The sequence below is a fragment of the Sinorhizobium sp. P24N7 genome, from assembly GCF_042436655.1.
Taxonomy (GTDB): domain Bacteria; phylum Pseudomonadota; class Alphaproteobacteria; order Rhizobiales; family Rhizobiaceae; genus Sinorhizobium; species Sinorhizobium meliloti_A.
In genome coordinates this window covers 33,279-55,636 of the sequence record NZ_JBHMIW010000029.1, presented here as the reverse complement: position 1 = coordinate 55,636, position 22,358 = coordinate 33,279, and the positions used below count along the sequence as shown (strand labels likewise).

At 61.5% G+C, this 22,358-nt stretch carries 20 protein-coding genes, 1 tRNA gene and 1 pseudogene; 6 read left to right on the top strand and 16 right to left on the bottom strand.

Annotated features, from left to right (window positions below; genetic code table 11):
- The first annotated feature begins 48 nt into the window (after window positions 1-48).
- Window positions 49-125: transfer RNA gene (locus ACFHWW_RS32955), tRNA-Met, on the top strand.
- A 93-nt stretch (window positions 126-218) separates the two neighbouring features.
- Here ACFHWW_RS32955 and ACFHWW_RS32950 read toward each other — a convergent pair.
- Window positions 219-1,181, bottom strand: a complete 963-nt coding sequence (locus tag ACFHWW_RS32950) for an MBL fold metallo-hydrolase (protein ID WP_379943520.1) — start codon at window positions 1,179-1,181, stop codon at window positions 219-221.
- A gap of 106 nt (window positions 1,182-1,287) precedes the next feature.
- Between ACFHWW_RS32950 and ACFHWW_RS32945 the strand changes: the two genes are divergently transcribed.
- The 3 genes from ACFHWW_RS32945 (at window position 1,288) to ACFHWW_RS32935 (ending at window position 3,131) form a co-directional block, all read left to right on the top strand.
- On the top strand, window positions 1,288-2,268 hold the full coding sequence (locus ACFHWW_RS32945; RefSeq protein WP_198516706.1) for a LysR family transcriptional regulator: 981 nt from the start codon (window positions 1,288-1,290) through the stop codon (window positions 2,266-2,268).
- Between the two features lie 244 nt (window positions 2,269-2,512).
- Window positions 2,513-2,809 carry a type II toxin-antitoxin system RelE/ParE family toxin gene (locus tag ACFHWW_RS32940; RefSeq protein WP_275597441.1) on the top strand — a complete coding sequence of 99 codons (297 nt, stop codon included), beginning with the start codon at window positions 2,513-2,515 and terminating at the stop codon, window positions 2,807-2,809.
- Window positions 2,810-2,822: 13 nt separating this feature from the next.
- Window positions 2,823-3,131, top strand: coding sequence for a HigA family addiction module antitoxin (locus tag ACFHWW_RS32935; protein WP_100671964.1), 309 nt, complete (start codon window positions 2,823-2,825; stop codon window positions 3,129-3,131).
- 172 nt (window positions 3,132-3,303) lie between these two features.
- On the opposite strand, the pseudogene ACFHWW_RS32930 reads toward ACFHWW_RS32935, so the two are convergent.
- The 3 genes and pseudogenes from ACFHWW_RS32930 to ACFHWW_RS32920 form a co-directional block, all read right to left on the bottom strand.
- Window positions 3,304-3,387, bottom strand: a pseudogene (locus ACFHWW_RS32930) (GIY-YIG nuclease family protein); the annotation flags it as partial.
- Window positions 3,388-3,650: 263 nt separating this feature from the next.
- A complete protein-coding gene (locus ACFHWW_RS32925) occupies window positions 3,651-4,376 on the bottom strand; it encodes an aspartate/glutamate racemase family protein (RefSeq protein WP_379943517.1) in 726 nt (241 codons plus the stop codon).
- Between the two features lie 31 nt (window positions 4,377-4,407).
- The gene (locus ACFHWW_RS32920) at window positions 4,408-5,031 is read right to left on the bottom strand and encodes a flavin reductase family protein (protein WP_379943515.1); all 624 of its coding nucleotides are present in this window, start codon (window positions 5,029-5,031) and stop codon (window positions 4,408-4,410) included.
- 134 nt (window positions 5,032-5,165) lie between these two features.
- Between ACFHWW_RS32920 and ACFHWW_RS32915 the strand changes: the two genes are divergently transcribed.
- Complete coding sequence (locus ACFHWW_RS32915) at window positions 5,166-5,843, top strand: GntR family transcriptional regulator (protein ID WP_018095870.1); 678 nt, start codon at window positions 5,166-5,168, stop codon at window positions 5,841-5,843.
- Window positions 5,844-5,923: 80 nt separating this feature from the next.
- Here the strand turns inward: ACFHWW_RS32915 and ACFHWW_RS32910 are convergent, their stop codons facing one another.
- The 9 genes from ACFHWW_RS32910 to ACFHWW_RS32870 all read right to left on the bottom strand — a co-directional run bounded on the left by ACFHWW_RS32910 (window position 5,924) and on the right by ACFHWW_RS32870 (window position 17,595).
- Entirely contained in the window at window positions 5,924-6,928 is a 1,005-nt protein-coding gene (locus tag ACFHWW_RS32910; RefSeq protein ID WP_379943513.1) for an ABC transporter ATP-binding protein, read from the bottom strand.
- Window positions 6,925-7,908: an ABC transporter ATP-binding protein gene (locus tag ACFHWW_RS32905; protein ID WP_018095868.1), complete on the bottom strand. Its 984-nt coding sequence runs from the start codon at window positions 7,906-7,908 to the stop codon at window positions 6,925-6,927. Before ACFHWW_RS32905 ends, ACFHWW_RS32910 begins: the two co-directional genes overlap by 4 nt.
- The gene (locus ACFHWW_RS32900; RefSeq protein WP_379943511.1) at window positions 7,901-9,394 is read right to left on the bottom strand and encodes an amidohydrolase family protein; all 1,494 of its coding nucleotides are present in this window, start codon (window positions 9,392-9,394) and stop codon (window positions 7,901-7,903) included. Before ACFHWW_RS32900 ends, ACFHWW_RS32905 begins: the two co-directional genes overlap by 8 nt.
- Window positions 9,394-10,587 carry an amidohydrolase family protein gene (locus ACFHWW_RS32895; RefSeq protein WP_379943509.1) on the bottom strand — a complete coding sequence of 398 codons (1,194 nt, stop codon included), beginning with the start codon at window positions 10,585-10,587 and terminating at the stop codon, window positions 9,394-9,396. Before ACFHWW_RS32895 ends, ACFHWW_RS32900 begins: the two co-directional genes overlap by 1 nt.
- Window positions 10,588-10,592: 5 nt before the next feature.
- Window positions 10,593-11,543 carry an ABC transporter permease gene (locus ACFHWW_RS32890; RefSeq protein ID WP_275597445.1) on the bottom strand — a complete coding sequence of 317 codons (951 nt, stop codon included), beginning with the start codon at window positions 11,541-11,543 and terminating at the stop codon, window positions 10,593-10,595.
- A 34-nt stretch (window positions 11,544-11,577) separates the two neighbouring features.
- Complete coding sequence (locus tag ACFHWW_RS32885) at window positions 11,578-12,546, bottom strand: ABC transporter permease (RefSeq protein WP_018095864.1); 969 nt, start codon at window positions 12,544-12,546, stop codon at window positions 11,578-11,580.
- Between the two features lie 57 nt (window positions 12,547-12,603).
- A complete protein-coding gene (locus ACFHWW_RS32880; RefSeq protein ID WP_379943506.1) occupies window positions 12,604-14,166 on the bottom strand; it encodes an ABC transporter substrate-binding protein in 1,563 nt (520 codons plus the stop codon).
- Window positions 14,167-14,444: 278 nt separating this feature from the next.
- The gene (locus tag ACFHWW_RS32875; RefSeq protein WP_379943504.1) at window positions 14,445-15,935 is read right to left on the bottom strand and encodes an amidohydrolase family protein; all 1,491 of its coding nucleotides are present in this window, start codon (window positions 15,933-15,935) and stop codon (window positions 14,445-14,447) included.
- A gap of 79 nt (window positions 15,936-16,014) precedes the next feature.
- On the bottom strand, window positions 16,015-17,595 hold the full coding sequence (locus tag ACFHWW_RS32870; RefSeq protein ID WP_379943502.1) for an ABC transporter substrate-binding protein: 1,581 nt from the start codon (window positions 17,593-17,595) through the stop codon (window positions 16,015-16,017).
- 190 nt (window positions 17,596-17,785) lie between these two features.
- Between ACFHWW_RS32870 and ACFHWW_RS32865 the strand changes: the two genes are divergently transcribed.
- Window positions 17,786-19,261 (top strand): amidohydrolase family protein, encoded by a 1,476-nt coding sequence (locus ACFHWW_RS32865; RefSeq protein ID WP_379943500.1) that lies wholly within the window; start codon window positions 17,786-17,788, stop codon window positions 19,259-19,261.
- A 62-nt stretch (window positions 19,262-19,323) separates the two neighbouring features.
- Here the strand turns inward: ACFHWW_RS32865 and ACFHWW_RS32860 are convergent, their stop codons facing one another.
- From ACFHWW_RS32860 to ACFHWW_RS32850, 3 genes are read right to left on the bottom strand one after another with little or no spacing between them, the layout of a single operon-like run.
- Complete coding sequence (locus tag ACFHWW_RS32860; RefSeq protein WP_379943498.1) at window positions 19,324-20,637, bottom strand: aspartate aminotransferase family protein; 1,314 nt, start codon at window positions 20,635-20,637, stop codon at window positions 19,324-19,326.
- A 14-nt stretch (window positions 20,638-20,651) separates the two neighbouring features.
- Window positions 20,652-21,320, bottom strand: a complete 669-nt coding sequence (locus ACFHWW_RS32855) for a cysteine hydrolase family protein (RefSeq protein WP_275597451.1) — start codon at window positions 21,318-21,320, stop codon at window positions 20,652-20,654.
- Window positions 21,317-22,345, bottom strand: a complete 1,029-nt coding sequence (locus ACFHWW_RS32850; RefSeq protein WP_275597452.1) for a branched-chain amino acid ABC transporter permease — start codon at window positions 22,343-22,345, stop codon at window positions 21,317-21,319. Before ACFHWW_RS32850 ends, ACFHWW_RS32855 begins: the two co-directional genes overlap by 4 nt.
- Window positions 22,346-22,358: the final 13 nt, after the last annotated feature.

The window sequence follows — 22,358 nt, the reverse complement described above, 5'->3', positions numbered from 1 at the left end:
GCAAAACTCGGACGAATAACGAGATTTTGCCGCGCAAAACTCGGATAACGCGGGGTGGAGCAGCCCGGTAGCTCGTCAGGCTCATAACCTGAAGGCCGCAGGTTCAAATCCTGCCCCCGCAACCAAACACATATACATACGCATACACACGAAAAGGCCCGCATCAGCGGGCCTTTTCGCGTTTGGGGGGAGGTCGAGCACGATCTCCTCTCACTGGATCAGAACTGCCAATCGACCGGAACCCAGGCATAGCCGGCGTCCGTGTTGAGCATTCGGCCAAGGCCCGGGAACGGATAGTGGAAGCCGAGGACGAGGAGCCGGTCTGCCGCCGCCATGTCGAAGATGCGGCGGCGGGATGCGAGTGCGGTGTCCTTGTCGCGATCTGGCCCGGGCAACCAGGGCCGGTCGACATTGACGATCGGGTGGTAGGCGAGATCGGCCGTCAGCAGCAGCTGATCGTTCCCGGATTGAACAAGGAAGTTCGCCATGCCCGGCGTGTGGCCGGATGCTGGAAGCGTGGTCAGCCCGGTAACGATCTCCGCGCCGGCTTCGTACAACTCGATTCCCTTGGTGACGGGTTCAACGCTCCGCTTGATAGCCGCTGCGAAATTGCGGCGAAAGTCCTCGGGCACCGGCATGTAGGAAAGATCCGGAACGTTACGGACGAAGAAGTCCCAATCGGCACGAGGCGCAAAGACGGCAGCCCGCGGAAATGCCTTGCCGCCCTCCGCTGTTCGAAGGTTGCCGACATGGTCCGGGTGCGTGTGCGAGACCACCACAACGTCTATGTCCACCGGCCGTAAACCAACCGCGGCCAGGTTCTCGAAGATGCGACCGCCTTGCGGACCCATGGTTTGCCCGGCTCCGGCTTCGAGAAGGATCCGCTTGCCATTCGTCTCGATAAGAAGCGTGTTGAGATTCAGCGTCAGCCGGTCGGTCGGCAGGAAGGCGCGCCGCAGAACGTCCTGCAGCTCTGCTTCTGGCGCATTGCTGGCGTAGATGCGGGGAGGGCCGCCGATCAGCCCGTCGCTTAGTACGGTCGCCGAGATGTCGCCGACGCGGAAGCGGTAATAGCCGGCATTTCCACCGTGAGCCGGAAGCGACTCGGCGGGGGCTGCCTGCGCAGAGCCCATCCCGGTCGGCAAGATCATTCCCGTGACCGCCGATGCGGCTGTCAGCATGATCTTCCTACGATTCAGAGTAATTTCACTCATGCTTTTGATCCCGTTCGAATAACTGATCTCAGGTGCTGCATCTGGTGCCGCCGTCTGGCGACTTCTTCTAGGGATGACACAGGTTGGACGTGAGGATAAGCTAATCAAAACCGATCAGCTTATTAAGCAGGGCTTTGCAATGCGGCCACTACGCCTCGACAGCTTGGAGATCTTTGAGGACGTCGTGCGCTGTGGTGGCTTTAGAGCCGCCGCGCTTGGCAGGGGTGTTTCGTCGTCCGCCATCAGTCAATCGATCAGCGTGCTCGAAGAAGCGCTGGGGATCCGGCTTCTGAACCGAACGACACGCAGCGTCGCGCCTACTGAAGCGGGCGAGCGGCTTCTCGAGCGGCTAAGGCCCGCTCTTTACGAAATCAGAACAGCGGTCGACGACCTCAATCAGCTTCGCGAGCGCCCATCAGGCACCGTGCGGATCAACGCACCGGGACCGGCCGCCGACCACGTTCTGTGCCCTCTGACCTTTGAGTTCATGAAAATTTATCCCGACGTCAATGTCGAGATCGTCAGCGATGCTGCGATCATCGATATCGTGGAGCAAGGTTTCGACGCCGGGGTGCGCTTCGGGAACCAGCTCGCCCAGGACATGATCGCCATGCCCCTCGGTCCGGCCTTGCGATATGCGATCGTGGCCTCGCCTGATTATCTTCGCAAATGCGGCCGACCCGGCTCACCAGGCGATCTCTTACAGCACGACTGTATTCGCCGCCGCTTCCCCGGCGGAACCATGGTGACGTGGAAATTTGCGCGTGACGGCGACGAAGTGGAAATCACCCCGAAAGGTCGGTTGACATTGAGCTCAGCGCATCAGGAGCTCCAGGCCGCGCTTGCGGGATCGGGAATCGCTCACCTGTTCGAGGATTATGTCCGTGATGACGTCGAACAAGGCAGACTTATTGAGTTGCTCTGCGACTGGAAGCAGAAGCTGCCGAGTTGGTATCTGTATTATCCGAGCCGGCGACATACGAGCGCGGCCGTGCGGGCTTTCCTCGAATTCATCCGCAATCAGAGATGGTATCCCGATCGCAAGGAAAGATGAAAGCAGCCCCGCAACAAGAGACATAAGAGCCGCAAAAGGCCTTTTCGGCGCCGGGTAAGGAGCGGCGAGCTCACCTCGAAAAAATGTCAGCGATGGTCGGTCCTCTAAAGCCTGTTGAGATTCGGGCCGCCCGCCGCCGCTTGTTTGATTTCCTCGTTCCTGTGATGCGCACAAGCATCTGACAGGATTACCTTTGCGCTATGAGTTATAGTGCGGTACATTACCTCCGCGGTGGAGATGAGGAATGATCGTTGGTTTTCGGGATGATTGGTTGCGGGCTTTTTTCGTGGACGATGCCCATTCTCGCAACATCCCGTCGGACCTTGAGGTCCGGTTGTTCCGCAAACTCCAGATGATCGATGATGCCACGACAGATCAGGACTTACGTGTGCCGCCCAGCAACTTCTTCGAGAAACTGCGCGGCAATCTGGCGGGTTTCCATTCGATCCGTGTGAACCAGCAATGGCGGCTGATCTTCCGCTGGGATGGCGAACGCGGCGAGGCGGACGGGATTTACCTGGACGATCACAGCTACCGATGAGAGCGAGGCAGATATGCTGACGACGAAGCGCAAGCCGGCGACTGTCGGCGAGATTTTGACCGAGGAATTCATGGAGCCGATGGGTCTGACGCAGGGCGCATTAGCCGAGGCGATGGGCGTGCAACGCAAGCACGTCAACGAGTTGTGCGGGAACCGCAGGAACGTGACCGCCGCAACCGCACTCATCCTTGCCCGCGTTTTTGGCAACAGCCCGGACTTCTGGCTCAACGTGCAGCGTCGCAACGATCTTTGGGAGGTAATGAACACGCCCAAGGAACGCGAGCGTGTCGAGCGAGCGCGACCGTTGAAGCACGCGGCATGAGCTGCATTATGGGAACCGCACTCGTCACGGGGATCCAGCCAGACCAAGTCTTTGGGCGGGAAAGGCTCTTCCGCGCCGCGGACGCGGCGCTGCTGGATCCCTGTGACGAGCACAGGGATGAGGGTAGAGAGGGTGCGACCCCTCGGCGCGGTTCATGACCCGTGAAGATAGCGAGGCGGCGCGGAAGGTCGCGGGTCACGCCCGTATACAGCGTCCCGCTTCGCTTCGATGCGAGAATGTAGACGTAACCTTTCATTGCGTCGCAGGTTGACCATTCCCTTGCACAACCACAAGTCAAGGTTGTAGTGGCGGCACTTCCCCGGTCCCTCATTCCTGTGCTTGTCACAGGAATCCAGCCAGGCCAAGTCCTTGGGCTGGAAAGGCTCTTCCGCGCCGCAGACGCGGCGCTGCTGGATCCCTGTGACGGAGCACAGGGATGAGGAAAAAGGAGAGGGTGCAGTCCTCCGAAAACTTTCCTACAGCGCCGCGCTTCCTATGATACGCGCACCTGGAAGTGCTTTAAGCGCAAACCTTGTGACTGGTCGCCGTTTTAACTCGGGGATAGGCGTAAGCGTTGAGCTTGGAAGTCGTGTATCCTGCGCCAAGCAGCGCTTCGGCCATCTTTACTGCAGCAGTCACTCCATCGATTACCGGCACTCCCGTCGCTCTCTGGAGGCGGGCACACAAGGATGACATTCCCGCACAGCCAAGGACGATCGCTTCGGCACCATCCTCGGCTTTGGCGATCTCGATTTCCTTGAGCAGCAGCCGCTCGGCTTTTTGCGGATCTTCCTCGAGGGCAAGGACCGGAAGATCGATAGCACGGACTTTCCGGCAATGACGCTCGGCGCCGTAATCGCTGACCAGGTCCTCAATGATCGGAACCGAGCGCGGAAGCGTCGTTATGACGGAGAAGCGACGGCTGATCGTCATGGCCACCTGTACCGCAGCCTGGCAAATACCGATCACGGGGCCTTTGGCGACTTCGCGCGCGGCATGCAGTCCGGGGTCGTCGAAACACGCTATGACATAGGCGTCGACGCCCTGCGCTTCGCCCTGGCGGATCTCCGCGAGCATTCCCGGAACCGACATGGCTTCATCTGCACCACCTTCAATACTGGCCGGCGTATCGGTCGGATTGGAGGCGGAGACGTGCGTGTGGGCATGTTTGACCAGCAAGGCGCTTTCGAGCGCTTGCGCGGTCATGGAGGCTGTAGAATTGGGATTGATGAGATGAATATGCATGATGAAATTCTCGGTTGCCTCTCATTGACGCCTATTTCTTTTTGACGAAATCGGCGATCGGCGGGGCCTTCAAAACGAACTGGCGGTCTGACGTGATGTAATTGTCGGCATGAAGCCGGGCGATCGGCTGGTAACGTTCCGGGTCCACATAATGACCGTCGGCGTCGAGGCAGTCGCGGCGCACATGCATGTGCACCACCTCGCCCAGTACGAGGGTGCGGCGGGGATAGTCGATCAAGCGCTCGACGCGGCACTCGAAGATGCAAGGCGCCTCCTCGGCATAGGCAACATCGATCTTGCGGCACCGGGCGGCTTTCAATCCGGCCATTTCGAGCTCGTCGACCTCGCTGTCGAAGCCAAGGCCGCAGATCAACATCTGTTGAGACAACGCCATATCGACCATGCTGATGGCAAATTCACCGGAACGGCGAATATTGACCATCGTGTCCTTCGGCTCACCGGTCAAACGCGGCTGGATGCCCAGGACGACGATGGCCGGATCATGTGAAAACACGTTGAAGAAACTCATCGGCGCAGCATTGTTATGTCCGCTCTCGGAGCGGGTCGTCACGAGCGCGATCGGGCGCGGGCCGATGAAATTCGTCAGCAGCCGATAGCGGCTTTGCGGCTCAATTTCTTCGAAGTCGAATTCCATCGCGGTCCCAAAATGTCGGTCTTATGATCTACAATAAGCTTTCATATTGTAGACAATATTGCAAGCCATTTGAATCCGCGAGTTGACTTTTTCACGCGCTTGACGATTGTCTGTTTCAGCAAGGAGAACAGGGTATGCGCGAACAAGCCGCGATGTCGGTCGAGCAGATTGTCGAAAGGGTATGGCTTTCCATCGCTGAACGGCGATTGCGTCCTGGCGTGCAACTCAAAGAAGAACAGCTGGCCTCGATTTTTCACGTCAGTCGCGCACGTGTTCGTCAGGCGTTGACCGTTCTCGCACGCGACGGCCTCGTAACGATCATTCCCAATCGCGGTGCTTTTGTTTGCAAGCCATCCGTGGAAGAGGCGCGCGACGTGTTTTTCGTTCGCCAGGCGGTGGAGAGATGCGTCGTGGAGCGGCTCTGCAGTTCGATGTCGAAGGATAGCGTGAAGCGGCTGCGGGATCATGTCAAGAATGAGCGGATCGCCAATGCCGAAGACAGCACCACGGATATCATCAAGCTTTCCGGCGGCTTCCATCTTTTGCTGGCCGAGCTGACCGGGTCGGACTTCCTGTTTACGACAATGCGCGACCTTATCGCCCGCAGTTCGCTGATTACGGCCGTTTACCGGAACACCACACGCTTCAATTGCGGTCCCGACGAACATGCCGACATCGTCAAGGCGATTGCGGCGAAAGAAGCCCAAAGAGCCGTCCATCTCATGTCGCATCATCTGGAACATGTGGAATCCGAGCTCGACTTGAGCGAGATACGCGACTTTTCGCACGATCTGCGCGCAGCACTGGCTTGAAACGGCGGAACGCCGGCATTGTGATCTATTCCAAGACGTTGAGACGCGGGACGCGGGCGGAAAACCGCACAGACTTTTCCTCATCCCGCTTCAGGTAAACGTTCCGCGATCACGTCCTCCGCCAGATGACAGGCTACCCGGGTGCCGTTTTGCAAGACCCGCACCGTAGGCACTTCCTTGGAGCAGCGCGCCGTGGCGATCGGGCAACGCGGGTGGAAGGCGCAGCCGGAAGGCGGTTTCAGCGGGCTCGGCACTTCGCCGCTGGCCGGCTCGCGGTTGCGGTTCGGTGCCTCGATGTTAGGAATCGTCTGCAGCAGGAGCCGGGTGTAGGGATGGCGCGGCTGAGCGAACAACTCTTCCGTGTCGCCTTCCTCGACGATACGGCCCAGATACATCACCGCAATGCGGTCCGACATTTGGCGAACGACGCGCAAGTCATGGCTGATGAAGAGATAGGTAAGCCCCAACTCGTCCTGCAAACGGCGCATCAGGTTCAGCACCTGCGCCTGCACCGACACGTCGAGCGCCGAGGTCGGCTCGTCGCAGACCAGAAATTCGGGTTCGCTCGCCAGCGCGCGGGCGATCGAGATACGCTGGCGCTGTCCGCCTGAAAATTCGTGCGGGAACTTTTCGCCATCGGATGGCGAGAGCCCGACAATGCCCAGAAGCTCTTCGACGCGCTCCGTCACCTCGGCCGCGGTCTTGCGCAGCTTCAGTTCGCGCAGCGGTTCGGCGATGATGTTCTTCACCCGCCAGCGCGGATTGAGCGAGGCGTAAGGGTCCTGAAAGATCATCTGCGCCGAAAGCGGCGCGCCGCTCCTGCCGGGCGCAAAGCGCATTTCGCCGCTCGTCGGACGATGCAGGCCGGTGACGAGGCGCGCAACGGTGGATTTTCCGCAACCGCTCTCGCCGACAATGCTGAGACAGCCGCCGGCGGGAACGGTAAAGCTGATATCGTTCACGGCCTGCAGATACTGTCGGGGCTTGCGCTCCACTACCCTGTTGAGCCAGGGAGCGGACACGTCGAATGTCTTGACCAGCCGGTCGACGGTCAGAGCCGGGGTCTTTTGCAAAGGTTTGGTCATGCGGTGCCTCCTGCGCTCAGCCAGCAGGCGCTCGCACTCTGGCCGGCAAAAACGAGTTCCGGGCGTTCGCGCCGGCAGCGCGGGCCTGCCATCTTGCAGCGCGGATTGAAGGCGCAGCCCTCGGGTATCGCGTCCAGACGCGGCATGGAGCCGTCGATCTGGTTGAGCCTCTCGACACGCGCGCCGAGCGACGGAATCGAAGCCATCAGGCCCTGCGTATAGGGATGGCGCGGCTGGTGCAGCACCTGTTCGACAGCCCCGATCTCGATCAGCCTTCCGGCATACATGACCGCGATGCGGTCGGCAGCTTCCGCGATCACGCCCATGTCGTGCGTGACGAGCATGACGGCGGCCTGCTTCTCCTTGCACAATTTGCGCAGGAGCGAGATGATCTGCGCCTGGATCGACACGTCGAGCGCCGTTGTCGGTTCGTCGGCGATGACGAGTTTCGGCGAGGCTGCAAGCGCCAGCGCAATCACGACACGCTGGCGCATGCCGCCCGAGAACTGATGCGGATACTGATTGACCCGCTCCTCCGGCGAGGGAATGCCGACATCGCGCAGCAATTGCACGGCGCGGGCGCGGGCTTCGGCCTTGCCGAGACCGAGGTGCCGGCGAATGGTTTCGACGAGCTGTGCGCCAACCGAAAACAGCGGATTGAGCGAGGTAAGCGGATCCTGGAAAATCGCACCGATCTCTCGGCCGCGGATTTTTTCCATGGCGCGATCGTCGAGCGTATCGATGCGACGCTTGCCGAGCCAGACCTCGCCGCCGGCGATATGGCCCGGCGCTTCGAGCAGGCCTTGAATGGCGAGCCCGGTCATGGACTTGCCTGCGCCGGACTCGCCGACGACGCCGAGAATCTCACCCGGCCGGATCGACAGGCTGACGTCCGACAGCGCGGTCACCGTGCCGCGACGGCCCGGAAAATCCACACGCAGATTGCGAACTTCAATGACTGGTTCCTGGATGTCACCCATTTGCGTCCCCCTCTATCGGATAGCTGGGCGGGAAGATTGCGGCGACCGGAGGATTGTTCCAGCTCCGCTCGGGATATTTGGCGATCAGCCCGTCATATTGAGCCTGCGCCTGAATGCGCGCCTCTTGCATGTCGAAGCCGGCGAGCTGGCGATCCAGCATGGAGACGCGGCCATCGACGAAGACCGCATGCGTGATCTTGCCAGACCCCCCGGTGACGATCGTGGTGATCGGATCGATGGACGGAGCCATGACGGTGTCGTCGAGGCGGAAGACCGCGATATCTGCACGGGCCCCCGGTGACAGATGGCCGAGATCGGAACGGCCCAGTGCCTTTGCGCCGCCAATCGTCGCCGCATCGAACAGGTCGGCAGAACGCAGGCGGTCGGGTGCGCCGTCGGCGATGCGGCCCGTGATAAGGCCCGTAAGCAGGTTCATCAGCATGTCGGGCGGTGTCGTATCCGTCCCCATGGCAATATTGATCCCGCGCCTGATGCAGGCGGAGAAGGAGTTGAGGATCGAGCCGCCACGGCCCGAAACCAGCGGACAATGGACGATGGAAACGCCGTTCGCCGCGTAAAGGCCGAGATCTTCGTCCGTGGCGTTGGTGGCATGCGGCGCGATGAGGCGGTCGCTCAACAGACCGTGCTTTGCAAGCCAGATCGGTGCGGTCGAGCCGTGCAGCATCCGCACTGTGTCCACTTCCATCGCGCCCTGTGCCATGTGCAGCCGGAATTTGCAGCCGAGATCGCGGGCGGCGGCATCGGTGCGCTGCAAAAGCTTGATCGTCGAGGTCTCGACACGGTCCGGCGCCAGCATGCCGCGCACCAGATCGCCATGGCTGCCATTCTGGCGTTCAATATAGGAAATGGCGTCGTTCAGACCCTGAAAGCCGCGCTCCTCATCGAAGACAGGCACCATCTTACCCGGTGCTTCCAGCACCATGCCGCCCGAACGGTAGGCGGGGCTGAGATAGACACGCAGACCCAGTTCGCCGGCGGCTTGCGCAGCCGCATCGAACTCGGCGACCGTTTCACCCCATTCACGGTAAAACAGCGATGCAATCGGAGCGGCAGTGGTGATGCCGTTCAACAGCAGCTGGCCGAAAGCGAACCGCTTCTGAAAGGCCAGCGCCTCCTGCGTGTACATTTCATATGGACCAGCTTCGACATAGGAGCGCGGCCAGACGCGGCCCTTTGCCCAACCGGGATGATTGTCGATGCCGAGGATGGTCGTATCGAGATCCGAGAGTGCGTCGAGATCGATCAGGCCAGGGCTGATCAAGGCATCGCCGAAGTCGATTCGACGGGCCACTTCGCCGGGGAATCGATGCCCGACGAATAGGATCTCGCCGTTCTCGAAAACGACTTCGCCATTGCGCAGAAGCCGGTGGCTGCCGTCTTTATGTCCGACCACCCAGCCCGCGGTGATCAGTGTGCGCCCATCCGGACGACGGCCGAGCGGAAGAGTATCGAATGTCTCGCTCATTACGGCATCTCCACCACAGCGACGCCCTGACGGGCCGTGACGCGACCGCCCTTGACGACCAGCGGACGCGGAGCGACATCCACCACCGCATGCGCCAGCGTTTCACCGGTCAGCAGGGTGAAATCGGCATTGCAGCCGACCTCGAGGCCGTAATTCTCCAGGCGTATGACATCCGCACCGCCCTGCGAGACGATGTGCAGCACATGTTCCAGATCGTGATCCGAGCGCACGCCGTTCTTCATGCCGATGACCTTGGCGCGATCGAGCATGTCCGGCTGACCCCACGGACCCCAGGTGTCACGGATGCCGTCACAGCCGCCGCCGATGCGCACGCCCGCTTCCTTCAGGCGCTTGATCGACGGCACTGTGGCCGAAGGCGCACCTGTCGTGAGGATGGCGACATCCAGAATGGCGAGCTGTTCGATCAGCTGGCCGACGCGCAGATAATCGTTCATGCCGAGCGCAAAGGCGTGGCTGATCGCCACCTTGCCTTCCATGCCGTTGGCGCGGATGCGCTCGAAGATGAGTTCCATGGTGAAGGCGCCGAGATCGCCCGTCTCATGCAGGTGAATGTCGATCGGCACGCCATGCTTTGTGGCGAGCGCGAACAGAATGTCGAGCTGTCCCTTCGGATCGCGGTCGATGCCGCACGGATCGATGCCGCCCAGCACTTCGCAGCCCTGACGCAGCGCCTCGTCGAGCAGCTCCTTCGTGCCGGGCATTACCATCAGGCCGGACTGCGGGAACGCCACGATTTCGATATCGATGACGCCCCTGAGTTTTTCGCGCGTTTGCCAGACGCCCTCCACCAGCGACAGGCCGTGGACCGGATCTATGTCGACATGGCTGCGGATATGGGTTGCGCCATGAGCCGCCAGACCGATCGCATGGCGCATCGACTGACGATGCGGATCTATGCCGATGTCCAGACGGTGCTCGCGCTCGAAATCGATGCGCTCGCGCAGGATCGCGGCGCGGTTGTTGACATGCCACGGCATGCCCCAGGTGGTCTTGTCGAGATGGGTATGCGCATCGATCAGGCCGGGCGCGACGATGGCGTTGCCGCCGTCTTCCACGGCCATTCCCGGTTCAGCCTCAAAACGCCCGAAACCGGCAATCTTTCCGTCCCTGATCAGGACATCGCAGGATTCTCCTGCCATCGGCCGGACATTGCGGAGCAAAAGGTCGTTCATAAGGCTTACCTCAGTTTCGGATTGAGAGCATCACGCAGCCAGTCGCCGAGCATGTTGACGGCCACGACCAGCAGGCAGAGCTGAATGACTGGGAAGAGCACGATCCACCAGGATCCGGAAAACAGGAACTGATTGCCGATGCGGATCAGCGTTCCCAGAGACGGCTGGCTCGGCGGCATGCCGATGCCGAGGAACGAAAGCGTGGCTTCGGTGAGGATCGCCATGCCGAAGTTGAGCGTGGCCGCCACCATGATCGGCGTCAGCGTGTTGGGCAGGATATGATTGGCCATGATGCGCCGGGCAGGGACGCCGATCAGCCGCGCCGCCGACACGTAGTCCTTTCCGGCTTCGACGATGGCCTGTGCGCGAACCGTGCGGGCATATTGCACCCAGGCGGATAGGGCGATGGCGAGGATGAGCACCGCGGACGCCCCGACCTCTCGCAGGCTGACGGGCAGCATCTGACGCACGACCGTCGAGACGAGAATGGCGACGAGGATGGTCGGAATGGACAGCGTGATGTCGCCGAAGCGCATCAGCAGATTGTCGATGAACCCGCCGAAGTAGCCGGCGATCAGCCCCGCGCTCATGCCGATCAGCAGGGAGAGCGCCACCGAAGCGATGCCGATGACGATGGAAATGCGCGTCCCGTAGAGAATGGCCGACAGCATGTCGCGGCCCTGCGTGTCGGTGCCGAGAAGATAGGGCCACTCTCCGCCTTCCTCCCATACCGGCGGCAGTTCGGCCTTCCACATGTCGAGCGCTGCGCCGTCATAGGGGTTCTGCGGTGCGATCAGCGGTGCGAACAGTGCCGTCAGGATCAGGATCGCCAGCAACGCGGCGCTGAACATCGCCGTCTTGCTATGGGTGAACGACCACCACAAATCGCTTTGGCGGATACGCTGGAAAAGCGATGGACGGGTGACGGGCGGAGTTTGAGAAGTCTGGATACTCATCGGTCTTGGCCCCACAGTCGGTTCAACGGGCGTTTCAGCGGGCTGTACGCAAGCGGGGATCGATTACCGCATAGGCAATGTCCACCAGCGTGTTGAGCACGACGAAGATGAAGGAAATGATGCAGAGATAGGCCGCCATCACCGGAATATCGAGGAAGGTTACGGCCTGGATGAAGAGCATGCCCATGCCTGGCCACTGGAACACGGTTTCGGTGATGAGCGCGAAGGCAATCAGCGAACCGACATTCATCGCGGTCATGGTCACGACCGGCATCAGGCAGTTGCGCAGCGCATGGCGGAAATAGATGCGCCAGCGCGGAATGCCGCGCGCGCGGGCAAATTTCACGTAATCAGATCGCAGCACTTCCAGCATTTCAGCGCGGACCAGACGCATGACCAGCGTGACCTGATAAAGCGACAGCGCGACGGACGGCAGCAGGATGGCCGCGCGACCCGAGGGCGTCAGGAGCCCCGTCGACCAGAAGCCAAGCTGCACGACATCGCCGCGACCGAAAGCCGGGAGCCAGCCGAACGTAACCGAAAAGACGAGGATCAGCAGGATGCCGACGACGAAGCTCGGCAGCGAGACCCCGACAATGGAGATAAACTGCAGGCCCTCCGTATACCATTTGCCGCGCTTGATCGCGGTCAGCACGCCGAGGGGCAGGCCGAGCAGCAGGGAGATCAGCGTGGCAACCAGCACCAGCTCCAGGGTCGCCGGAAAGCGTTCGGCGATCAGGCTCAGCACGTCCTGGCCGTTGCGGTAGGAGATGCCGAAATTGCCCTGCGCGGCGTTGACCACGAACCGGGTATATTGTGTCATCAGGCCATCGTTGAGGCCCAGACGTTCGCGCAGATTGTCGCGGTCGGTCTGCGTCATCTGCTCGTTGGCCATCATCTCGACGGGATCGCCCGCCAGCCGGAAAATCAGAAAGGCCAGCAAAGCGACGGCCAACATCACCATGACGGCGTTTGCCAGGCGCTTTATGATAAAAACCAGCATAGGAATTCCTCGGTCACAGGACGCTCCGGGAGTCCGTCCCGGAGCGTCGTGGATGAATTATTCGGCAAACTGCGTCAGCCAGTGGCGCGGCTTGTTGTCCGGCAGCTGCACGATCTTTTCGATCTTGTTCGACATGACCCAGGCCATCGGCTGCTGGTGCAAGGGCAGCATCACGATCTCGTCCTTCACCATTTGCAGCGCTTTGCTTTGCAGCGTCAGGCGCTTGGTGCGGTCCATTTCGGTCGACGCCTGCACGATCAGCTTATCGATCTCCGGATAGCTCCAGCCGCCCCAGTTGAAGACACCGGCATTGGCAGTCTTCGTCTGAATCATCTGGAGAAGGATCGAATAGCTGTCGAGCATCGGTTCCGTGGCCCAGCCGATCAGATAGACGTCGGCCTTGCCGCTCGTACGCTTCGGCGCCTGTGCGGCGGTGGGGGCAATGTCGAGCTGCGGTTTGAAGCCTGCGCGGCTCAGCAGGTTCACCAGCCCCTGGCAAAGCTCTTCCTCGTTCACATAGGCGTCGGTCGTGCAGACCAGCGTGAACGGATAGTCCGAAGCGCCAGCCTCGGCCAGGAGCTTCTTCGAGAGGGCAGGATCGAATGCCAGCGTCGTGTCCAGCTCGGGAGCGTAACCCGGAATTTCCGGCGCGACCACCGCGCCTGCCGTGCGCGACTTGCCGCGCATGACGCGCTGCTGGATCAGATCCCGGTCGAGCGCATGGGCAAAAGCCTGACGCACGCGCAGGTCGTTGAACTTGTTCTCCGTACCGTTTGCGAGTTCCGGCTTGCGGTTGAAGCCGACCATGACGGTCCGCAGATCGGTGCGCTCCATGACTTTCAGGTCGGGCTGCGCCTGCAGCCGCGGCAGATCCTGCGACGGTGCGTTCTCCGTGAAGTTGACTTCGCCGGAAAGGAGCGCGGCGACGCGCGTCGCCGCCGAGGTGATCGGCGTGAACTCGATGCGGTCGATGTTGGACTTGGAGGTCTTGTCCCACCAGTCCGGGTTCTTCACGAGGACCGTCTTGGAATCCGGGACCCGGCTTTCCAGCTTGAACGGACCGGTGCCGTTGGTGTGATAGGTGGCGTAGCCTTCGATCTTCGCGCCGACATCGGTCGGCTTCTCCGAATTGTTGGTCTTCAGCCAGCCGGCGTCGAAGACGTGGATGTTTGTGAGGTCGTTGAGAAGCAGCGGATAGGGCCCGCTCAGCTCGATATCGATCGTATGGTCGTCCACCTTCTTGGAGGACTTGTAGGCCGGCAGGTTGCCGCGAAGCGGCGAAACCGGATCGCTGACGCGCTTCAGGGATGCGAGCACGTCGTCGGCAGTGAAATCCGCGCCATCGTGGAATTTCACGCCTTTGCGCAAGTGAAAGCGCCAGACCGTATCGGAAACGGTTTCCCAGGATTCGGCAAGGGCCGGTTCGATCTTCAGATTGGCGTCATAGCGCACCAATCCTTCATAGACGTGATTGAGAAAGGACAGCGTATAGCTGTCGCCGTAGGAATAGGGATCAAGCGAGTAGATATCGCGCGCCGCTCCCCATTTTAGCGTTTCGGCATGGCCGGACAAGGTCAGGCCCATCAGCATCGTGGCCGCGAGGCCAAGTTTCTTCATCATATGTTTGCTCCGCTTCTGGAAATTTGCGCCTCCTTTTCGGAGGTCTGTTGTAATGAACCGCCGCATCCGTCGCCGGTTGCGGTATTCTCAAATGCTTGCGCCGGATGGGCGCACACCGGGGTTGGGTGTGATTTTCCTCCATACGACATGACCTGCCTCCCAGGTCATATGAGGACAGTATGGCGATCGGCAAAAAGTTGTCAACGTGATTGTAGACAATATTTGTCCTGTCGGCAGTATCGGATATGTCGACAAAATGCTCGGTTCCGGGTGAGTCCCTACTGGACCTTCCATACCGGATAGCTCGGCTGGAAGATTTTCCCGACAGGCGGATGCTGCCAACTGCGATCCGGATATTTGGCAATCAGGCCGTCATATTGTTGCTGCGCCCGCTCGCGCGCCGCAATCATGTCGATGCCGGCGACCTTGCCGTCCAGCATCGAAAGCCGCCCGTCGACAAACACGGCCTGTGTCACCTTGCCGGAACCGCCGACGACCAGCGTGGTGACCGGATCGACGCTCGGGGTCATATGGACATCGTCGAGACGGAAGACGGCGATATCCGCTTTGGCGCCGGCGGCGAGCCGCCCGAGGTCGCTGCGACCCAGCGCTTTCGCGCCGCCGAGCGTGGCGGCATCAAACAGATCTCTGGAGAATACCGCATCCGCAGCCTTCTCGCCGATACGGCAGGCGATCAGCCCGACCAGCAGGTTCATCAACATGTCGGGCGGCGCGGTATCGGTTGCCATGCCGATATTGATGCCGAGCCTGCGGCAGGCGGCGAAGGAATTGAGAATGCTGCCCATGCGCGCCGAGACCAGCGGCGAATGCGCGATCGAAACGCCATGTTGCGCGTAAAGCTGCAGATCCTGTGGCGAGGCGTAGGTTCCATGCGGCGCGATCAGCCTTTCGCTCATGAGCCCATGATCCGCCAGCCATTGCGGCGCGGAAACGCCATGCAGTCTGCGCATGGTGTCGAGTTCCAGATTGCCCTGCGCCATATGAATTCTGACGCGGCAATCGAGAGCGCGCGCCGCGGCCATGGTGCGCTGCAACAGAGGCAATGTGCAGGTTTCGATACGGTCCGGCGCCAGCATTCCGTTGACCAGGCCGTTATGACGGCCATGGTTGCGCTCGATGAAATCGATCGCGTCCGCAAGGCCTTGCAGTCCCCGCGCCTCATCGAATACCGGCTCGATACGCCCCGGACCCTCCAGGATCATCCCACCGGAGCGATAGGCGGGGCTCAGAAAGACCCTGAGCCCGAGATCGCCCGCCGCGTCGGCTGCAGCTTCGAATTCCGCGACGGTCTCGGCCCATTGGCGATAGTAGAGCGACGCGATTGGCGCGGCGGTGGTGATGCCGTTCAACAGCAGGAGGCCGAAACCGAACCGCTTCTGGAACGCCAGCTCCTCGGCGGAATACATCTCATAGGGTCCGCTCTCCACATAGGAACGCGGCCAGATGCGCCCCTTGGCCCAACCGGGCTGGTTGTCATGGACGAGCAGGTAGGTATCGAGATCGGACAGGGCGTCGAGGTCGATCAGGCCGGGGCTGACCAGCGCCGTACCGAAATCGATCCGGCGCGCCACGTCCCCCTCGAAACGCGGCCCGGCATAAAGCACCTCGTTTCGCTCGAGGACGATTTCGCCGTCGTGGATCAGAGCGTGACCGCCATCGCGCCAGGCGAGCACCCATTGTGCGGTTATCAGCGTTCGCCCCTCGGGCCGCTCACCCAGAACGAGCTGGCTGGAAAGATCAGGTTTCATGGGATTTTCGATCCTGCTGCATATCAAAAGAGCGCCTCACCGGGGTGAAACGCTCTGATTGCGGGCTGGAAGGTCAGGCCTATTCGGCCATTTGCGTATGCCAGTGGCGCGGCTTGTTGTCGGCACGGAAGTCCACGCTCTTGACCTTGTCCAGCATGCCCCAGGCGATCGGCTGCTGGTGAAGCGGGATCAGGATCGCCTTGTCCTTGGCGATTTTCAGCGCCTGTTCTTCCAGCGCGAGACGCTTGGCGGTGTCAGGTTCCTGTGCCGCCTTCTTCACCAGATCGTCGAGTTCCGGATAGGACCAGCCGCCATAGTTGGACACGCCCGTCGAGCCGCTGCGCGTGGAGAGAACCTGAGAGAGCAGCGAATAGGCATCGAGCGTCGGTTCGTTTGCCCAGCTCAGATTGAACATGTCGGCCTTGCCATTGGTGCGCTTCGCCTGCTGCACGGCGCGCGGGCCCATGTCGATGGTGGGCTGGAAGCCGGCACGCTTGAGCATGTTTGCAATGCCCGAGCAGATGTCTTCCTCGTTGATGCTCTCGTCGTTCATGCACAGATAGGTGAAGGCGAGATCCTTCTGGCCGGCCTCTTCGAGCAGCTTCTGGGCAAGCTTGGAATCGGCAGGCTGATAAGTGTCGAGCGACTTCGCATAGCCGGCGATTTCCGGTGCTATGAGCGAGCCGGAAGGCCGCGCCAGCCCTCGCATGATCTTCTTGTTGATGAGATCGCGGTCGATGCTTGCTTCCACGGCCTGGCGCACGCGAAGGTCCAGGAACGGGTTCGGACGCCCGTCTTCGAGCTTCTCCTTGCCGTTGAAGGCGATGAAAACCGTGCGCAATTCCGTGCGCTTGCTCACGGTGATACCCGGCGAGGATTCCAGACGGGGAAGATCCTGAATGGGGGCGGAATCGAGCAGATCGATTTCGTTGGAAAGAAGCGCTGCAACACGCGTTGCCGCCGACGAGATCGGAATATACTCGATCCGGTCCAGATTGTGCTTCTTCTGATCCCACCACTGATCGTTGACGAGGAGAACTGTCTTGCTGTCCGGCACGCGGCTTTCCAGCTTGAACGGGCCTGTGCCGTTCGTGTTGTGCGTGGCGTAATTCTCGGTGTTGGACGCAATATCGGTCGGCTTTTCTGCGTTGTTGTCCTTCAGCCATTTGGCGCTGAACATGAAGATATTGGTCATGTCGTTCAGGAACAGCGCGGTCGGCGCCGAAACCTCGATATCGACCGTGAAATCATCGACCTTCTTGACGCCGACATAGAGCGGAATGTTGCCGCGCAGGGGCGAGGTCGGGTCCGAAACGCGGTTCATCGAGGCGACCACGTCGTCGGCCGTGAAATCCGCGCCGTCGTGGAATTTCACGCCTTTGCGCAGGGTGAAACGCCAGTGTTTGCTGTCGATCAGCTTCCACTCGGTGGCGAGCGCCGGCTCGATCTCGAAATTCGGGCCATAACGGATCAGACCTTCATAGATGTGGTTCAGGAACGCCAGATTGGATGTCGAGGGAACGGAATCCGGGTCGAGCGAATAGATATCTGCCCGGCTGCCCCAGCGCAGCGTGGCGGCACTTGCCGAAGTGGCCAGCACCGGCGCGGCAATAGCCGCCGCGGCCAGCGCCGATATCAGGAACCTGTTTAAACGCGACATGAACTTCCCCTTATGACGGTCGATAGAGTGGTTGGCCCGATTTTTTTGGCAGTATCATAATCGATTGTTTTATTGTCAACGATATTGTTGGCAATTATGAATCAGAACATCGACAGTTCGGAATGACATTACGGGGCGCGGAAACCACGCATCGAATAACGCCAACGGCATTTTTCAAGGGGAAGAGGAAATGGAAGGGCTCCTGCTGCTTCACGGGACGATCGTCACCGTCGACGAGACACGGCGGATCATCGACGATGGTGCGCTGGCAATCGAGAAGGACAGGATTGTCGACATAGGCACGTCGCAAGCGCTGGCTCCTCGTCATGCCGGAAAGAAAGTGATCGACTGCCGGGGCAAGATGATCATCCCCGGGCTGATCGATGCTCATGGCCATGCCGGCCATGCGCTTATCCGCAGCATTGGCGCCGACACCAATTCGCTGTGGATGCGCATTGTGACGCCGACCTACTATCACTATGTCACCCGCGATTACTGGTATGCGGATGGCCTCGTCTCGGGCCTGGAAAGACTTCGTGCGGGCGTGACCACCTCGGCCAGCATCATCACATCGATGCCGCGCAGCGACGATCCGGTATTCGCCATCAATCATGCTCGCGCCTATTCGGAACTCGGGCTTCGCGAGATCATCTGCGTTGGCCCAGCGGGTCTGCCCTGGCCGCAATCGGTCACGCGGTGGGAAAGCGGCAAGCCGGAGCGGCGCAGCGTCTCCTTCGAAGAGATGATCGAGGGCGCCGAAGCCGTCATCGAAAGCCTGAACGGAACCGCCGACGGGCGCATCAAGGTCTTCCTGACGCCATTCACGATCGTGCCTTCGGTCGAACCGTCGAACGCCTCGACGCCGGACTTTGCCGTCAATCTGACCGAAAACGACCGGATGCAGGCGCGGCGCATCCGTGAAACCGCGCGCAAATGGGGCGTGCGCATCCATTCCGATGCCTTCGCCGGACAGATACGCATGGCCTGGCAGGACAAGGAAAATGCGCTGCTGGGCCCCGATGTGCACCTCCAGCATTGCTGGGGAATATCCCACGAAGAGATCGACATCCTGGCCGAAACCGGCACCCATGTCACCCACGCGCCACCCGGACGCTCCACGCCGATCATGGAGATGATGGCCCGGGGCGTGCCGGTCGCGATCACTTCGGACGGCGCGGCTCCGAGCCGTCATTTCGATATGCTCCAGATCGCGCGCAGCGCCCAAGCCACCCAGCACATCCTGCACAATCACGACCGCTACATCCTGCCGCCGGGCAAGGTCTTCGAGATGATCACCATCGATGCGGCCAGCGCCATCGGCATGGATCACGAGATCGGTTCGCTCGAGGCGGGCAAGAAGGCGGACATCGTCATCATCGACATGCGCAAGCCGCACCTGACGCCCAACTGGATGCCGGTTCACCGGCTGATCCACCAGGTTGTCGGCAGCGATGTCGATACGGTGATCGTCGACGGCAGGATCATCATGGAGGAGGGTAGGGTACTGACCGCCGACATGTATGAGGCGCTGGCTTTCGGTGAAGCCGAAGCAAAGGCGCTCGTGGAGCGGGCCGGTCTGCACGCTCACATGCACGATCCCGGCTGGAAGCAATTACATCGCACGTTTCAAAGGCCTGTTCCGCTACCGCCCGTGCCGGAGCATTGAACTCACGCAGCTGATTGGAGACCGGGAAGCCCGCAATCATCCATGAAAGGCCAGCGACGCCGTTACCAGCCCGCGAAATCTCCAAGCAAGGCCTCATCGATGCGTCCGGCGGCCACATCGGCGAGCGCCTGGTCGAGCAGAGCGACACCCGCCTCGGCCTCCGCCTGCGTCAATGTCAGCGGAGGCGTGAGTTCGAGCACGTTGGACCGCATGCCGACATAATAAAGTACGAGGCCGAGTTGGAAGGCGCGGTAGACGGTCAGCGCCGCCTGACGCGAAGCCGGTTCGCGGCTGGCGGGATCGGTCACAAGCTCGACGCCGAGGGCGAGGCCGCGGCCACGCACATCGCCGATCAGCGGATGGCCGGCGGCAAGGCGGTCAAGCGCAGCGCGCAGCACCTTGCCGCTTCTTTCCGCATTCAGGACGAGGTGGTCGCACTCGATCGTCTGCAGCACGGCCAGCGCGGCGGCCGCGCAGACGGGATTGCCGTGCACGGTCTGCAGCGAGAAGGCAACGCTGTGATTCATGATGGCTTCCGGACCGGCCACCGCAGAAATCGGCAGGCCGCCGCCAAGGCCCTTGCCGAAGACGACGATGTCCGGTTCGATACCGGAATGCTCGAAGGCGTTGAAGCGGCCGCTGCGGCCGAGGCCGACCTTCACTTCGTCCGAAACGATCAGAATGCCGTGCCTGCGGCAGAGCGCTTCCACCGCCTTGAAGAATCCGTCCGGCGGCACCAGCATGCCGCCGTCCGACTGAATCGGTTCGATGAAGAACGCTGCGACCTCTTCCGGCGGCACTTCGGTCGCGAAGAGCCGCTCGAGGCGGGCGAGCGCCGCGTCCCTTGCAACCTCGGGGCTGCCGGCGGCATAGCTGTTCGGATAGGGCACGAGCGTCAGGCCCTGGGCCCGACTGCCCTGTTGTGCCGGATGGCCGGAAACGCCCATGGAACCGATGGTGCCGCCGTGATAGGCCCCGTGGAACGCAAGAATGCGCGGCCGGCCGGTGGCGGCGACGACCATGCGGGCGACCGTCTCATTGGCGTCGGAGCCGGAATGGCCGAACCAGACGCGGCCGCGGGCGCGCTCAGGCACGAGCGAAAGCAGCTTTTCGGCAAGCAGCACGCAAGCCTCGTTGGCCGATGAAAGATAGCTCGCGCCCGCCTGATCGGAGAGCGCGCGGCCCACCGCCTCACGGATCGCCGGATGAGAGTGGCCGAGGCTCGCCGCGCCCCAGGAGGCGGAGAAATCGAGAAGCTGCCGCCCGTCGTCGGCGGTCAGATAGGCGCCGCTGCCCCCGACGACCGCCTGCGGAAAAAACCGCAGATGCGCCATTTTCGAAACCGAGCGGCTTTCGCGGGCGTAGAGATCGGGCACGCAGGCAATCTCCTCTATCTGAAAAAGGTGAGAACCTCTTCGAGCGAGACGACATGGCAGTAGATCATGTTGATGATCTCCAGTTCCCGCCGGTGCAGATCGTCCGTCGCCGCGGCGCCGCAATCGTCGACGACGACCACGCCGAAACTTTCATCCGCAAGGCTGCGCACGGTCGAGGAGACGCACTGGTCGGTGAAGATGCCGCAGCAGATGACGTCCTTGATGCCCATATTGTGCAGGACGAGGCGAAGGTTCGTACCGGTCAGCGCGCTGTCTGTCGTCTTTGTGACGACGATCTCGTCGCTACGCGGCTCCAGTTCCGGAACGATCTGGCCCTCGGGCAGCTCCTTCGGCAGGAGCAGGTAATTGAAGCCGGGCTTCTTCTGGCTCAGCGAGCGGTCGCGCCCGTCCGGCTTCAGGCAGGCGATGCGGGCGAAGATGACCTCCACTTTGCGCTTGCGGCATTCGTCGATCAGCCGCGCCGTGTTCGGTATCACCGTCTTGCGCATACGGTCGTAGAAAGGCTGCCAGCGGGCGGTTTCCTCAGGCGTATCCTTCGGGTCGAGATAGGTGTTCTGGATGTCGATGACCAGCAGCGCCGTCGTCGCCGGATCGAGCACGATGTCGTCCGGCTCCTCGGCACCGGCATAGTAGAAAGATCGGTAGGCGGTCTTCCAGCTCATGCAATTGTCTCCTTCTTGCGGCGGGCGCGGTTGAGGATGTGGCCTATCTCGCGGTTCGGGAAGAGGCCGCCCGGCTTGACGATCATTACCGCGATCATGGCGAGCGCGAGGACGATTTCCGTGAGGCCGACGACCTGGCCGGCGCCCAAGGCGGTGGCGTTGAGCGCGCCTTCCGTGCCGCGCAGCCCCTCATAGGCGAAGGTGACGAGAATCGTGCCGGCCACCGCGCCTGTCACCGTGTTGGCGCCGCCGATCACCAGCATGGTGATGATGAGGAACGTCTCCTTCAGGTAGAAGGCCTTCGGCGCGAACGAGGTGATGAAATGTCCCCACAGCGCCCCGCCGATGCCGGCGATGAACGCGGCGAGGATGAAGGCGCGCCAGCGCAGATGCGGGATGTCGGCGCCGAGAGCCGCCGCGGCGACCTCGTCCTCCCGCGAGGCGCGCAGCAGCTTGCCTGTCCGCGATTCCTTGAAGGCAAGCGCCACGACCACCACGATCGCCGCGACGATGGCGGCGATCGGCATGTCCGTCGTCTTCGGCAGGCCGAAGAGCGTGCGCGGGCCGTTGGTGAAGGCGCTCCAGTTGTTCATGACCGTGTAGAGCACGACGAGCAGCGCGAAGGAGGTGATCACCGACGCCGCATCCGAAAGCCGCATCAGCGGATAGGCGACGACGGCCGCGACGACGGCGGCCAGCACGCCCGCCGCGAGCATGGCGAGGAGCGGCGAAACTTCCACGACCTTCATGAAATCGTAGAGATCGGGCAGCGCCATGCCCTTCATCTGAGCCGGGATGGTGAGCACGGCGGACGTGTAGGCGCCGAGGCCCATGAAGCCGATATGGGCGAAGGAGAGCAGGCCCGAATTGCCCATGAAGGTCTGCAGGCCGATGACCAGCACGAGCGAGATCAGCAGGTTGGTGGCGATACGGTCATAGAGGCGGATGCCGAGGAGCTGGCTTCCTACGGCGATGATGGCGATGACGCCGATGAGGATGAGGGCGGTGAAATAGGAGTGTTTCATGGTCGCGCTCCCC

What these genes read in the sequence shown, in the direction of transcription:
- ACFHWW_RS32950 (WP_379943520.1), bottom strand. Translation starts at nt 1,181, where the DNA reads ATGCTGACAGCCGCATCGGCGGTCACGGGAATGATCTTGCCGACCGGG.
- ACFHWW_RS32945 (WP_198516706.1), top strand. Translation starts at nt 1,288, where the DNA reads ATGACACAGGTTGGACGTGAGGATAAGCTAATCAAAACCGATCAGCTT.
- ACFHWW_RS32940 (WP_275597441.1), top strand. Translation starts at nt 2,513, where the DNA reads ATGATCGTTGGTTTTCGGGATGATTGGTTGCGGGCTTTTTTCGTGGAC.
- ACFHWW_RS32935 (WP_100671964.1), top strand. Translation starts at nt 2,823, where the DNA reads ATGCTGACGACGAAGCGCAAGCCGGCGACTGTCGGCGAGATTTTGACC.
- ACFHWW_RS32925 (WP_379943517.1), bottom strand. Translation starts at nt 4,376, where the DNA reads ATGCATATTCATCTCATCAATCCCAATTCTACAGCCTCCATGACCGCG.
- ACFHWW_RS32920 (WP_379943515.1), bottom strand. Translation starts at nt 5,031, where the DNA reads ATGGAATTCGACTTCGAAGAAATTGAGCCGCAAAGCCGCTATCGGCTG.
- ACFHWW_RS32915 (WP_018095870.1), top strand. Translation starts at nt 5,166, where the DNA reads ATGCGCGAACAAGCCGCGATGTCGGTCGAGCAGATTGTCGAAAGGGTA.
- ACFHWW_RS32910 (WP_379943513.1), bottom strand. Translation starts at nt 6,928, where the DNA reads ATGACCAAACCTTTGCAAAAGACCCCGGCTCTGACCGTCGACCGGCTG.
- ACFHWW_RS32905 (WP_018095868.1), bottom strand. Translation starts at nt 7,908, where the DNA reads ATGGGTGACATCCAGGAACCAGTCATTGAAGTTCGCAATCTGCGTGTG.
- ACFHWW_RS32900 (WP_379943511.1), bottom strand. Translation starts at nt 9,394, where the DNA reads ATGAGCGAGACATTCGATACTCTTCCGCTCGGCCGTCGTCCGGATGGG.
- ACFHWW_RS32895 (WP_379943509.1), bottom strand. Translation starts at nt 10,587, where the DNA reads ATGAACGACCTTTTGCTCCGCAATGTCCGGCCGATGGCAGGAGAATCC.
- ACFHWW_RS32890 (WP_275597445.1), bottom strand. Translation starts at nt 11,543, where the DNA reads ATGAGTATCCAGACTTCTCAAACTCCGCCCGTCACCCGTCCATCGCTT.
- ACFHWW_RS32885 (WP_018095864.1), bottom strand. Translation starts at nt 12,546, where the DNA reads ATGCTGGTTTTTATCATAAAGCGCCTGGCAAACGCCGTCATGGTGATG.
- ACFHWW_RS32880 (WP_379943506.1), bottom strand. Translation starts at nt 14,166, where the DNA reads ATGATGAAGAAACTTGGCCTCGCGGCCACGATGCTGATGGGCCTGACC.
- ACFHWW_RS32875 (WP_379943504.1), bottom strand. Translation starts at nt 15,935, where the DNA reads ATGAAACCTGATCTTTCCAGCCAGCTCGTTCTGGGTGAGCGGCCCGAG.
- ACFHWW_RS32870 (WP_379943502.1), bottom strand. Translation starts at nt 17,595, where the DNA reads ATGTCGCGTTTAAACAGGTTCCTGATATCGGCGCTGGCCGCGGCGGCT.
- ACFHWW_RS32865 (WP_379943500.1), top strand. Translation starts at nt 17,786, where the DNA reads ATGGAAGGGCTCCTGCTGCTTCACGGGACGATCGTCACCGTCGACGAG.
- ACFHWW_RS32855 (WP_275597451.1), bottom strand. Translation starts at nt 21,320, where the DNA reads ATGAGCTGGAAGACCGCCTACCGATCTTTCTACTATGCCGGTGCCGAG.
- ACFHWW_RS32850 (WP_275597452.1), bottom strand. Translation starts at nt 22,345, where the DNA reads ATGAAACACTCCTATTTCACCGCCCTCATCCTCATCGGCGTCATCGCC.